Raw genomic sequence first — 12,862 nt, 5'->3', positions numbered from 1 at the left:
CCCTAACCTTTTTGCCCCGTTTTTTTGAAGTTTTTATTCCCCGGGCTTTTTTTTTAACCCCCCCGGCGGCGCCCCGCCCCGTACGGGCCCGCCCCGGCACGCCGTCCACACACAGATACCCTTGACATGTGACCGACGCCCAAGACACCGCAGCAGACAGTTCACTGCGCACCACCGGGGGCACTCCTCCGGACGACGCCGGATCTTCTGCGACGGGGGCGCCGATCCCTTTGCTGGAGCCCCGTGAGGGCATTCCGCCGGTGGTCGTGGACGAGGCCTCGCTGGCCGGCGTGATCGCCGCCTTCGCCGCCGGCTCCGGGCCCGTCGCCGTCGACGCCGAGCGCGCCTCCGGCTACCGCTACGGCCAGCGCGCCTACCTCGTCCAGCTGCGCCGCGAGGGCGCCGGGACCGCGCTGATCGATCCCGTCGCCTGCCCCGACCTGTCCGGCCTCGGCGAGGCGCTGGCCGGCGTCGAGTGGGTGCTGCACGCGGCCACCCAGGACCTGCCCTGCCTGCGCGAGATAGGCATGACGCCCGGCAGCCTCTTCGACACCGAGCTGGCCGGCCGGCTCGCCGGGTTCCCCCGGGTCGGGCTCGGCGCGATGGTCGAGGGCGTCCTCGGGTTCGTGCTCGAGAAGGGCCACTCCGCCGTCGACTGGTCGACCCGGCCGCTGCCCGAGCCCTGGCTGCGGTACGCGGCGCTGGACGTCGAGCTGCTCGTCGACCTGCGGGACGCCCTGGAGAAGGAGCTGGACCGGCAGGGGAAGCTGGAGTGGGCGCGGCAGGAGTTCGACGCGATCGCGGCCGCGCCGCCGGCCGAGCCGCGCAAGGACCCCTGGCGCCGGACCTCGGGGATGCACAAGGTGCGCCGGCGCCGGCAGCTCGGGGTGGTGCGGGAGCTGTGGGAGACCCGGGACCGGATCGCGCAGAAGCGGGACGTGTCGCCGGGCAAGGTGCTCAGCGACGCGGCGATCGTGGAGGCGGCGCTGGCGTTGCCGCCCAACGTGCACGCCCTCGCGGGGCTGAACGGCTACGGCCACCGGATGGGCCGGCGCCAGCTGGAGCAGTGGCAGGCGGCGGTGGACCGCGCGAAGGCGCTGCCGGACTCCGCGCTGCCGCAGCCGGGGCAGCAGGTGACGGGGCCGCCGCCGCCCCGGGCGTGGGCCGACAAGGATCCCGTCGCGGCGGCCCGCCTGTCGGCGGCCCGGGCCGCGGTCTCGGCGCTGGCCGAGCAGCTCACCATGCCGCAGGAGAACCTCATCGCGCCGGACACCGTGCGCAGGCTCTGCTGGGAGCCGCCGCAGGTGGTCGACGCGGAGAGCGTGGGGACCGCGCTGGTGGGGTACGGCGCGCGGCCCTGGCAGGTGGAGCAGGTGACACCGGTGCTGGTGGCGGCGCTGTCCGCCTAGGCGGACAGCCGGCGTACGGCGTCGGCGGCCGTTCCGCCTCGCCCACTCACTCCGGGCCGCCCTCGGCCCGCTCGCCCTGCGACGGTTCCGGTCCGGTCCGCGACGGTTCAGGTCCGGCCGGATCGGTCCGGCCGGCCGGGGCTTCCAGGAACGCGGTGTAGAGGTGCCTGCCGCGGTCCACGGAGAAGTCGATCTCGGGCAGGAGGTCCGGGACCGCGATCGCGGTCACCAGGTTCCGGTACATGCGGGAAACCCGCGCCTCGACATTGCGCGGGTGCCGGTCGAGGGTGTTCGACATGAGCACCACTCCGGCCCAGTTCCCCGCGATCTGGTGGGCCTGCTCCTCGACATCGACGAATGTCCTCAGCTCGCCGCGGCGCCGGGCTTCGGCGAGCTGTCCGGTATTGAAAGCGATCCAGTCCGGCCACGGCGTTCCGTAGGTATCCGGCGCATTACTGTGGAACGACAGCTTCAAAGCGGCCTGAAGAGCGTTCTCGTGCGAGATCCGGTAGGCCAGGATCATTCCGATGTCGACCACTTCCTGGAGCATGATCCGCTGTTCCCGCAGGCCGTCCATGGTCAGCGCGTTGTGCATGATGGCCGTCGCCACGTCGATCTTTCCGCCCGGGAAATGCCGGTAGAAGGCGCCCTTGCTGGTCCGTGCGGCGGTGATGAGGTCACCGACCGACGTCCCTTCGTAGCCGTCCATCACGAAAAGCGCGCCGGCGGTGTCGAGGATGCGCTGCCTCGTGTCGATGGCGCGTTGTTGCTGCCGTCGCGGCCTGCGCGGATTGCTCATTCGATCTCGCCTTCGAGGCCCATCAACGGGTTCACGACCGAACCGGCTTCGTCCGGGACAACTGCGCACGCATTTCGGGACACCCCGCCACCTGCGCGCTGATCAGCGTCCCGATAGTACCCCGGTGGCCGGACCGGTCGAGGGGCTTGCGGGACTGCGGAGACACCGCCCGCGGCCGTTGTTCCCTTGACGTCACCGCACCCGGGTTCCAAACTGGCAACGCCAGAACAGACCGAGTGGTCCCTTCTAGCCGGGAGGCCATCACGACAACCTGGACATCGCTCCCTTCCGAGCGAGGCTCCCTGGCTGCCGTGAGCGCTCAACCGGCCACCCGGCCATGCTGTTCTGCCGGAACCTAGGGGGCACGGAGCAGAAGAGACCACTTGGTCCAAACAGGCCCGACGGCACCGGACCGGAGGCCGTCGGCCGGGCAGGGTACGGCAGTGCCCTTTCAGACACTTTCACCGGCCGAGCGGCGAGCCGATTCGTGACCCCGCCTCCGCCGACACCCACACCCAGCACCCGCACCCGCACCCGCACCCGCACCCGCACCCGCTCGGGAGTCCGCCGCCATGACCGCCGTCCCCTTCTCCGCCGCCACGGCCGCGTCAAGGGCCGATTCCGCCACCCGCACCGCGGCGGTGGTCGCCCCGTACGAGGAGGGTGGCGGAACGTATCAGCGGGCCTTCGCACGGCACGGCTGGCGGACCGTGGCCGTCCTTCCGGAACACCGGCTGCGCCCGCCGGCGTACCGGAACGCGGCGCCGCCCGCCGGGTACGGCGACACGGTGGTGCACCGGGGGCTGCGGCAGACGGTCAAGGCGCTGCGGGCGCTGGGGGTGTCGGCCGTGGTCGCGGGCGGGACCGGGGGCATCGAGCTGGCCGAGCGGATCGCCTGGCAGCTCGGTCTGCCCGGAGCCGATCCGGCGTCCTCGCCGCTGAGATACGACCGAGGCGCCCAGGCGGCCCGGCTGGCCCGGCTGGGGATCCCGGCGCCGCGGAGCATCCGTACCGCGTGTCCGGCCGACGCGGCGGCCTGGGCGCGGTCGCACCCCGCGGCCGGCTACCTGCTCGCCCCGGCAGCCGCCGGCATCCCGGTCGACGCGGTGGAATGCGCGGACGAAGGCCGGATCAACACGGCCTGGCCCGCCCTGTGGCACGCGGCGGCCCGGCACTCGGGCAGCCCGCACCTGGTGCTGACCGAGCTGCCCGGCCGCCGCCGGTACACGGTCGACACCGTCACCCGCCCCGGCCCGGACGGACGGCCCGAGCACGTCGTCACCGGTCTGCGGGCGGACGCCCCTGCCGGACCGCACCCGCCGGGCGGCCCGTCGGCGCGGGCTCTCGCGGGCTACACGAACCGGGTGCTCGACGCGCTCGGCGTGGTGTGCGGTCCGGCCACCGTCCGGCTCGCGTCCGGCGACGACGGCGCGGCGGGCCGCGGGCCGCTGCTGATCTGCGCACTCGCGGCGCCCGTCATGACCCGGGCCGACGAGGCACCGGGTCCGGTGACCGGCCGCCTCCGGGCCGTCGGCGTGCCGGGCCTCAGGCCCGCTCCCGCCGTCCCCTTCTTCCCCTTGTCCTTCCCCTTGTCCCGGGACCGTCCATGACCCGACGGCCGTCCGCCCGCGTACACCGCCACCCGAGAGGAGCTCACATGCTCACGCCCCCCGCGCCCCGGTCCCGCCCGGCCCCCGCCCGGCGGCTGCTGACGGGCAATACCCGCATCTTCGAGCTGGGCACACCGCGGACCACGGCCCCGGCGTCGCCTCGCGCCGTCCCGGCGACCGTCGCGACAGGAGTGCGGATCGCGGCGGGTTGCCCGCACGGTTCCCGCCTCCGGACGAGGCGCCGTTCCATGTGACGTTCGCCGCTCCCCCCGCCAGGACTGGGCAGTCACGTTACTCATAAGTAGCATGGGGCCTGAGCGCGCGCTCAGCGCATCGCAGCAGTGCCATCCCGCACCCTGGAGGAGAGCCAATCGTGCCTCGTACCGTCAGGGATGTCGTCTTCGTCGACGGCGTCCGTACCCCGTTCGGCAAGGCGGGCCCGAAGGGCATCTACCACGAGACCCGTGCCGACGACCTCGTCGTGAAGGCGATCCGGGAGCTGCTGCGCCGCAACCCCGGTCTCGACACCAAGAAGATCGACGAGGTCGCCGTCGCCGCGACCACGCAGATCGGTGACCAGGGCCTGACCATCGGCCGTACCGCGGGCATCCTCGCGGGCCTGCCGACCTCCGTGCCCGGCTACTCCATCGACCGCATGTGCGCCGGCGCGCTGACCGCCGTCACCACGGTCGCCGGTTCCGTCGCCTTCGGCGCGTACGACGTCGCCATCGCCGGCGGTGTCGAGCACATGGGCCGCCACCCGATGGGCGAGGGCGTGGACCCGAACCCGCGGTTCGTCAGCGAGAAGCTGGTCGACGAGTCGGCGCTGTTCATGGGCATGACCGCCGAGAACCTGCACGACCGCTACCCGACGATCACCAAGCTGCGCGCGGACGAGTACGCGGTGCGCTCCCAGGAGAAGGCCGCCAAGGCGTACGCCGACGGCAAGATCCAGGCCGACCTGGTGCCGATCTCGGTGCGTCGCACCAACCCCGAGGGCGGCGAGACCGGTTGGGGTCTCGTGACGGCCGACGAGCCGATGCGCCCGGGCACGACGCTGGAGAACCTCAGCGGTCTCAAGACGCCGTTCCGCGTGCACGGGCGGGTCACCGCCGGCAACGCGGCCGGTCTGAACGACGGTGCGACCGCCTCGATCATCGCCTCCGAGGACTTCGCCCGCGAGAACAACCTGCCGGTGAAGATGCGGCTCGTGTCGTACGCCTTCGCGGGTGTCGAGCCGGAGGTCATGGGCTACGGCCCGATCCCGGCCACCGAGAAGGCCCTCGCGCAGGCGGGTCTGTCGATCTCCGACATCGGTCTGTTCGAGATCAACGAGGCCTTCGCCGTGCAGGTGCTGGCCTTCCTGGAGCACTACGGCATCGCGGACGACGACGAGCGCGTCAACCAGTACGGCGGCGCCATCGCCTTCGGCCACCCGCTGGCCTCCTCCGGCGTGCGTCTGATGACGCAGCTGGCCCGCCAGTTCGAGGAGCACCCGAACGTCCGCTACGGCCTGAACACCATGTGCGTCGGCTTCGGCATGGGCGCGACGGTCATCTGGGAGAACCCGCACTTCGAGGGGGACAAGTGAGCACCACCGCCGAGCTTCTGAAGCAGGCCTCGGACCTGTTCCCCGACGAGGTCGTCACGTCGGCGCACGTGCGCCACTTCGACCTGCCGTCCGGGGCCGGCCGCTTCGCGCTGATCACCCTGGACAACGGCCTGGACCACACCAAGCCGACCACCTTCGGCCCGGCCTCGCTGGCGAACCTCAACACCGCGATCGACCAGGTGGAGAAGGAAGCGGCCGAGGGCGCCATCGTCGGTGTGGGCATCACCGGCAAGCCGTTCATCTTCGCGGTCGGCGCCGACCTCAAGGGCGTCGAGCTGCTGAAGAACCACGAGGACGCGCTCGCCATCGGCAAGGGCGGCCACGAGGTCTTCAAGCGCCTCGCGGGCCTCGCGGTGCCGACCTTCGCGTACTACAACGGTGCCGCCATGGGCGGTGGCGTCGAGGTCGGTCTGCACTGCACGTACCGGACCGTCTCCAAGGCCATCCCGGCGTTCTCCCTCCCCGAGGTCTTCCTCGGGCTGGTCCCGGGCTGGGGCGGCTGCGCGCTGCTGCCCAACCTGATCGGCGCCGACAAGGCCGTCTCGGTCATCATCGAGAACAGCCTGAACCAGAACAAGCAGCTCAAGGGCGAGCAGGTCTTCGACCTGGGCATCGCCGACGCCCTCTTCGAGGGCGCCGACTTCCTGGAGCAGTCGCTGATCTGGACCGCCCAGGTACTGAAGGGCGACCTCGCGGTCGAGCGCCCGGTGATCGACCGCGGCGAGGCCTGGGACCAGGCCGTCGCCCGGGGCCGCTTCATCGCCGACTCCAAGGTGCACGGCGCCGCCCCGGCCGCCTACCGCGCCCTGGACATCATCGCCGCCGCCAAGAACGGCGACCTGCAGCAGGGCTACGACGCCGAGGACCTGGCGCTCGCGGACCTGATCATGGGCGGCGAACTGCGCGCCGGCATCTACGCGTTCAACCTGGTGCAGAAGCGCGGCAAGCGCCCCGCCGGTGCGCCGGACAAGAACCTGGCGCGTCCGGTCACCAAGGTGGGCGTCGTGGGCGCGGGCCTGATGGCCTCGCAGCTCGCGCTGCTCTTCCTGCGCCGCCTGGAGGTGCCGGTCGTGCTGACCGACATCGACCAGGAGCGCGTCGACAAGGGTGTGGGCTATGTCCACGCCGAGATCGAGAAGCTGCTCGGCAAGGGCCGGATCAACCAGGACAAGGCCAACCGCCTCAAGGCGCTGGTGACGGGTGTCCTGGACAAGGCCGAGGGCTTCTCCGACGCGGACTTCGTCATCGAAGCGGTCTTCGAGGAGATCGGCGTCAAGCAGCAGGTGTTCGCGGAGGTCGAGGCGGTCGCCCCGGCGCACGCGATCCTGGCGACGAACACCTCCTCCCTCTCGGTGACGGAGATGGCGTCGAAGCTGAAGAACCCCGAGCGGGTCGTGGGCTTCCACTTCTTCAACCCGGTCGCGATCCTGCCGCTCCTGGAGATCGTCCGCGGCGAGCAGACCGACGACGCCTCGCTGGCCACGGCGTTCGCCGTCGCCAAGAAGCTGAAGAAGACCGCGGTCCTGGTGAAGGACGCCCCGGCGTTCGTCGTGAACCGCATCCTCACCCGCTTCATGGGCGAGATCCAGAACGTCATCGACGAGGGCACCCCGGTCGAGGTCGCGGAGAAGGCGGTCGAGCCGCTGGGCCTGCCGATGTCCCCGCTGGTGCTGCTTGAGCTGGTCGGTCCCGCCATCGGTCTGCACGTCTCGGAGACCCTCAACCGGGCCTTCCCGGACCGCTTCACGGTCTCCCCGAACCTCGCGGCCGTCGTCAAGGCCGGCAAGCGCGGCTTCTACGTGTACGACAGCGGGAAGCCGGAGCTGGACCCCGAGGTCGCCGCGCTGCTCAAGCAGGGCGACTCGGTCCTCAGCGAGGAGCAGGTCCGCGACCGCGTCCTGGACGCCGTCGCCCAGGAGATCGGGCTCATGCTCGACGAGGGTGTCGTGGCCGAGGCGCAGGACATCGACCTCTGCCTGATCACGGGCGCCGGCTGGCCCTTCCACCTGGGCGGCATCACGCCGTACCTGGACCGCGAGGGCGTCTCGGAGCGCGTGAACGGCAAGAAGTTCCTGGCCCCGGGCGTGGCGAGCGTCCCGGCGTAACCGCCTCCGCACGGACCCGATGCCCGGCGCACCGACTGGTGTGCCGGGCATCGGCGTGCCGGGGCACGCGCCGGCCGCGGCCGCTTCAGGAGGGCGGCGTCGCCTCGACGTGGACGACGGTCAGTTCCGTGCCGTCGAGGTCGCGGCGGGAGCGGCCCAGGATGCCGACGGCCAGGTGGGACGGGTCCTCGGGATCGTCGCGCGGCACGAAGGTGATGACGTCCGGATGATGGCTCGTCACCAGCCAGCCCTCGCCCTGGTTGAGTTCGAGCACCCGGAAGTCGCCCGCCGCGGTGGCGACATGCATGGGGCCGAACTCGCGGAGAATGCCGACGGCCTGCTCGGCGACGTCGCCGGCGGGGTGTTCGAGTACCACGCAGGTGCCGTGCTCGAACAGCACCCATGACTTGCCCGAGCCGGTGAGCAGACGCCGCCAGGCGTCGATGAGTGTCTGGTTGTCCACGGTGGCCATCATGGCTCACCCGTACCTCCCGCCGTGCCGCCAAGTCCGCGTCCGCGGGCCGGGCGGCGAAGGCCCGGAGCGCGTCTCAGACCGGCCGCCAGGCCTCCAGTGCCAGCCCCGGCTCGTCCTTGCGGCGGGTGAGCAGCAGTTGGCCGGTGGAGGGGGACAGGCTGGCCGCGGTCACCCGGCCCGCCTCGTCGGTGGCCAGGGCGATCTGGGCGTCGGCCGGGAGCTGCGGTCCGGACTCGGTCCACCAGGCGCCGGCCCGTTCGTCCTGGGTCGGATACGCGGCGAAGGCCACCCGGCCGCTCGCCGAGCGCTGGGCGAGCAGGGTGCAGTCGTACCCGTCGAGTTCACAGCGGACCGCGGCCACCGGGCCGGGCCCGGCCGAGGGCAGCAGGGCGTACGGCTTGCCGCCCGGGCGCCAGGCGCACAGGTCGCCGGACTCGTCGGTGTAGTAGAGGGTCGTGCTCTCGGCGGAGGTGGCGAGGGCGGTGAGGGTGCCCGGCCGGACCGGGGCCTCCAGCGCCTCAAGGAGCACGGGCGGCTTCCCCGCCTCCTCCTGACGCCAGTGCACGACCCCGCCGGGCACGGCCGCGTACACCTCGACGCGCCCCGACTCGCCGGTCACCGCCGCCAGCCCGTCCTCGACCAGCCGCCCCTTCAGGTCCCGCCACGGCTCCCAGCCGCCCTTGTCCTTCTGGGCGGCCATGCTCACCCCGCGCCCCCTGTTGCGCACGAAGACATGGGCGCGGCCCTGCGCGTCCACCGCGACGGCGGGGGCACCGGTGACGTCGCCCTTCTTGCTCGGGTGGCCGATCGACCGCCAATCCAGGGCGGCCAGGTGCGGCCGGTAGTGGGTGGAGTGGACGAGCCCCGACTCGCCGTTCACGGTGGGCCGCCAGGCGACCAGGTGGGCGTACCCGTCGGCGCCCTGGCCCACCGTGAAGCCCGGGTGCAGCCGCTGGTCGCCGCCCATCCTCCGGGGAGCGGACCAGGGCGCGCCGGGTCCGCGTTCCGCCCGGCACAGCACGGCCTCGCCCGACGGCAGATAGACACTGAGCCGGCCGTCACGGCCGCGGAGGAGCCAGTCGCCGTTCACCGCTTCACTCTAAGCGGGGCCGTTCGGAGCAGTGGGGCGGCCCCTGGCGTGCGAGGCTTGGGGCATGGAAGACGAAGCTCCCCTGCTGGTGATCGTCGACGGCGCGAACGTCGTCGGGTCGCGGCCGGACGGCTGGTGGCGGGACCGCAAGGGGGCCGCCGAACGGCTCCGCGACCGGCTCGCCGAGCAGGGGCTGCCCGGCCGGCCGACGCCGGTGGAGCTGGTGCTCGTCGTCGAGGGGGCCGCCCGCGGGGTGGCGTCGGTGCCCGGGGTACGGGTGGAGTCGGCACCCGGCAGCGGCGACGACCGGATCGTGGAGCTGGCCGCGGAGGACCCCGGCCGGCCGCGGCTCGTCGTCACCGCCGACCGTGAACTGCGCCGCCGGGTGGTGGAGTTGGGCGCCGAGGTGATCGGGCCGAGCGCGCTGCTGTAGCGCTCCGCTGGTTGGGCGGTTCGCTGATCGGGCGGTTCGTTCGCTGCGGGCCGGTGGGGGCTGGTCGCGCCCACGCGGCGGAGCCGCATATGAACACAGCCCCGCGCCCCTACGGGGCGCTCGGCACCTTGACGTACAGCACCGCCCCGTCCACCTCGCCCGCCTGCTCGTATCCGGCCGCGAGCAGCCTGCGCAGGCTCGGGACGCGGTCGGGGCCGTACGGCTTGCCGCGGGAGTCGTCGATCACCAGGGCCGGTGCCCGGTCGGCCAGCTCCGCGCGGAAGACCGGCCAGGTGCCCTCGACGGCGTACTTCTCGCCGACCTGCGGGCCGTCCCGGCCGCCGCTGAAGTTGGTGAGGAGGCCGGCGGTGAGGTAGCGGGTGGCGGGGGTGCGGTCGGCGAGCCAGTACGTCTCCGGGTGTATGCCCCAGACCAGGACCCGGTCGCCGGGCGCGGTACGGCGGTCCAGGGAGAGCGCCAGCCGCTGGGCGTGCGCGAGTTCCGGGCGGGGGGCCAGGACGCCCCAGGCCAGGAAGAGGGTGCAGGCGCAGGCCGAGGCCAGCACGGCGGCCGAGGTCCGTTCCCACGGCAGGATCTGCAGCGCGGCCGTGGCCAACAGGGCCAGGGGTGGGGTGAGTTGCAGGAAGTAGTGGCCGAAGAAGTGGAAGCCGAGGGTGACCGCGGCCGCCGACGCGGCCAGCCACAGCCACAGGTCGGCGGCGCCGGTACGGGCGATGCGCAGCGCCCGCGCGATCGGCGGGAGCAGGCCGGCCGAGGCCGCGCCGAGGATCGCGGTGTTGGTCAACGCCCGGGCCAGGACGTGCAGTTCGGAGCCGGTGAAGGAGGCGTAGGCACCGGACCCGGTGACCGTCCAGAAGGCGAAGCCGGCCGGGTCGGTGGCCAGGGCGGCGCCCAGCACGGGCAGGGCGGCGCCGGCCGCCAGCCGGAGCAGTCCCGCGCGCGGCCCGCCGTACCGGTTGAGGAGGAAGAGCACCGGCAGCAGGACGGCCCCGCCGGTCTGCTTGGTGAGGAAGGCGCACGCGACGGCGGCGCCGGCCGCTCCCCAGCGGCGGCGGTCGGCGCACCACATCGCGGCGGCCGTGCAGGGCAGCATGAACACCTCGAAGGTGGCCGCCTGGGCGTCCTCGGGGTTGAGCCCGACCGAGACCAGCAGGTACAGCGTCCCGGCGGTACGGCCCGCGCGGTCGCCCCAGCGCCGCCGGGCGATCGACGCGAGCAGGGCCGCGGTGGCCAGCTGGGCCAGTACGGCGAGGACCCGGACCGCGGTGAGCGACCCGGACCCGAAGACCGCGAACGTCCCCTCGTACAGCCACGGCAGCAGCGGCGGCTTGCGGTCCACGACCGTCTCGTACAGCTGCCCGCCGCGCGCCAGTATGCGGGCCTGTACGGCGAGATAGCCCTCGTCGGGGTTCCACAGCGGCCGGAGGAAGGACGGCACCCGGGTCACGCAGGCCAGTACGGCGAGCAGCGGCAGCAGCCGCGTCCAGTACCCCTTCCCTGCGACTACGGACCGTGGCGGGGCGAGGGGCGCGAGAAGCATGGGGAGCACGCTATCCGGCCCCGCAGTCCCACCCGGACGGGACATACGGGGCCGGAGCGACGAGCCTGGCGGTCACGGAGCGTCGGCAGGGGTCCGTTCGGCCTGGGCGAGGCGGCTGTGCGAGCGGCCGTAGAGGAAGTAGACGACGAAGCCGATGACCATCCAGATGGCGAACCGCAGCCAGGTCTCGGCCGGCAGGTTGAGCATCAGCCACAGCGAGGCCAGCACGGACACGGCCGGCAGCACCGGCACCCACGGGGTGCGGAAGGACCGCTCCAGGTCCGGCCGGGTGTTGCGCAGGATGACGACGCTGATCGCGACGACGATGAAAGCGAAGAGCGTGCCGATGTTCACGAGTTCGGCGAGTTCGCTGAGACTGGTGAAGCCGGCGACGATCGCGATGACGACGCCGAGCAGGATCGTCGGCCGGTACGGGGTGCGGAACCTCGGGTGGGTGTGCGAGAAGAAGCGGGGCAGCAGGCCGTCCCGGCTCATCGCGAAGAACACCCGGGACTGGCCGAGCAGCAGGATCATGCACACGGTGGTCAGGCCGACGGCGGCGCCGAAGCTGATCAGGCCGGCGAACCAGGGATGCCCGGTGGCCTTGAAGGCGTCGGCGAGCGGGGCGTCCACGGACAGCTCGCTGTACTTCTGCATGCCGGTCACCACGATGGCCACGGCGACGTACAGCGCGGTGCAGATGATCAGGGAGCCGATGATGCCGCGCGGTACGTCCCGCTGGGGGTTGCGGGTCTCCTCGGCGGCGGTGGCGACGACGTCGAAGCCGATGAAGGCGAAGAAGACGACCGAGGCGGCGGTGAAGATGCCCATCACGCCGAAGTTGGAGGGCGCCCAGCCGAACATCAGCTGGACCAGCGGGGCCTTGAGGTTGCCGCCCGCCGGCACGGCCTGCTTCGGCGGGATGAAGGGGCTGTAGTTGCCGCTGTGGATGAAGAAGGCGCCCGCGATGATGACGACCAGGACGACGGCCACCTTGATGGCGACGACGACCGAGGTGACCCGGGCGGAGAGCTTCATGCCGACGACCAGGATCGCGGTGAGCACGAGGACCAGGGCGGCGGCGAGGATGTCGAAGCCGAAGCCGTGGGCGCCGTCGCGGCCGCTGAGGTACTCGGGCAGGTGCCAGCCCGCGTTGTCGAGCAGTGAGTGGATGTACCCCGACCAGCCGACGGCGACCACCGCCGTGCCCAGCGCCAGTTCGAGGACCAGGTCCCAGCCGATGATCCACGCGGGGAACTCGCCGAGGGAGGCGTACGAGAAGGTGTACGCCGAACCGGCGACCGGGACGGTGGAGGCGAACTCGGCGTAGCAGAGTGCGGCGAGGCCGCAGACGACGCCGGCCGCGACGAAGGACAGGGCGACCGCGGGCCCCGCGTTGTTCTTGGCGGCCGTGCCGGTCAGGACGAAGATGCCGGTGCCGATGATGACACCCACGCCGAAGACCGTGAGGTCCAGGGCCGACAGCGACTTCTTGAGCGCGTGCTCCGGTTCCTCGGTGTCCTTGATGGACTGTTCGACGTTCTTGGTCCTGAAGAGGGTACTGCTCACGTGCCTACCTCCCACGTTTGTCGTCCTCGACATGATCGAGAGGGCCGGGGGGTGCGTATGCCCCGGCAAGGGCAGGTTCACGCAGATGGGTCGGTCTCGCCACTTGGAGGTGTGGGGAAACCGACCCATTGGGGTGGTGCGGGTTTGGTGCGGGAGTGCGGGCGAGTGGGGGCTGAGCGCGCAGTTCCCCGCGCCCCTT

10 protein-coding genes are annotated in these 12,862 nt (G+C 72.2%); 5 read left to right on the top strand and 5 right to left on the bottom strand.

The window, feature by feature from the left end; translation table 11 throughout:
* Positions 1-128 precede the first annotated feature (128 nt).
* Positions 129-1,409, top strand: coding sequence for an HRDC domain-containing protein (locus ACFZB3_RS00420; RefSeq protein WP_391367359.1), 1,281 nt, complete (start codon positions 129-131; stop codon positions 1,407-1,409).
* A 46-nt stretch (positions 1,410-1,455) separates the two neighbouring features.
* Here the strand turns inward: ACFZB3_RS00420 and ACFZB3_RS00415 are convergent, their stop codons facing one another.
* Positions 1,456-2,208: a TetR family transcriptional regulator gene (locus ACFZB3_RS00415; RefSeq protein WP_391367357.1), complete on the bottom strand. Its 753-nt coding sequence runs from the start codon at positions 2,206-2,208 to the stop codon at positions 1,456-1,458.
* A gap of 572 nt (positions 2,209-2,780) precedes the next feature.
* Between ACFZB3_RS00415 and ACFZB3_RS00410 the strand changes: the two genes are divergently transcribed.
* From ACFZB3_RS00410 to ACFZB3_RS00400, 3 genes are all read left to right on the top strand, one after another.
* Positions 2,781-3,818, top strand: coding sequence for a hypothetical protein (locus ACFZB3_RS00410; RefSeq protein WP_391367354.1), 1,038 nt, complete (start codon positions 2,781-2,783; stop codon positions 3,816-3,818).
* 373 nt (positions 3,819-4,191) lie between these two features.
* Complete coding sequence (locus tag ACFZB3_RS00405) at positions 4,192-5,409, top strand: acetyl-CoA C-acyltransferase (RefSeq protein ID WP_391367351.1); 1,218 nt, start codon at positions 4,192-4,194, stop codon at positions 5,407-5,409.
* On the top strand, positions 5,406-7,535 hold the full coding sequence (locus ACFZB3_RS00400; RefSeq protein WP_391367348.1) for a 3-hydroxyacyl-CoA dehydrogenase NAD-binding domain-containing protein: 2,130 nt from the start codon (positions 5,406-5,408) through the stop codon (positions 7,533-7,535). Before ACFZB3_RS00405 ends, ACFZB3_RS00400 begins: the two co-directional genes overlap by 4 nt.
* A gap of 85 nt (positions 7,536-7,620) precedes the next feature.
* Here ACFZB3_RS00400 and ACFZB3_RS00395 read toward each other — a convergent pair whose 3' ends face one another.
* A complete protein-coding gene (locus tag ACFZB3_RS00395) occupies positions 7,621-8,007 on the bottom strand; it encodes a hypothetical protein (RefSeq protein WP_391369656.1) in 387 nt (128 codons plus the stop codon).
* Between the two features lie 76 nt (positions 8,008-8,083).
* Positions 8,084-9,100, bottom strand: a complete 1,017-nt coding sequence (locus ACFZB3_RS00390) for a hypothetical protein (protein ID WP_391367345.1) — start codon at positions 9,098-9,100, stop codon at positions 8,084-8,086.
* Between the two features lie 64 nt (positions 9,101-9,164).
* Between ACFZB3_RS00390 and ACFZB3_RS00385 the strand changes: the two genes are divergently transcribed.
* Positions 9,165-9,533, top strand: a complete 369-nt coding sequence (locus ACFZB3_RS00385; RefSeq protein ID WP_391367342.1) for an NTP pyrophosphohydrolase — start codon at positions 9,165-9,167, stop codon at positions 9,531-9,533.
* A gap of 109 nt (positions 9,534-9,642) precedes the next feature.
* Here ACFZB3_RS00385 and ACFZB3_RS00380 read toward each other — a convergent pair whose 3' ends face one another.
* Both ACFZB3_RS00380 and ACFZB3_RS00375 read right to left on the bottom strand, forming a co-directional pair.
* Positions 9,643-11,094: a glycosyltransferase family 39 protein gene (locus ACFZB3_RS00380; protein ID WP_391367340.1), complete on the bottom strand. Its 1,452-nt coding sequence runs from the start codon at positions 11,092-11,094 to the stop codon at positions 9,643-9,645.
* Between the two features lie 72 nt (positions 11,095-11,166).
* On the bottom strand, positions 11,167-12,663 hold the full coding sequence (locus ACFZB3_RS00375) for an amino acid permease (protein ID WP_391367338.1): 1,497 nt from the start codon (positions 12,661-12,663) through the stop codon (positions 11,167-11,169).
* Between the last annotated feature and the right edge of the window lie 199 nt (positions 12,664-12,862).

Origin of the sequence: Streptomyces sp. NPDC008092, from assembly GCF_042957285.1 — a bacterium.
In the GTDB taxonomy this organism is placed as follows: domain Bacteria; phylum Actinomycetota; class Actinomycetes; order Streptomycetales; family Streptomycetaceae; genus Streptomyces.
The sequence above is the reverse complement of the archived record's forward strand: the minus strand, read 5'-3'. Positions and strand labels throughout refer to the sequence as shown.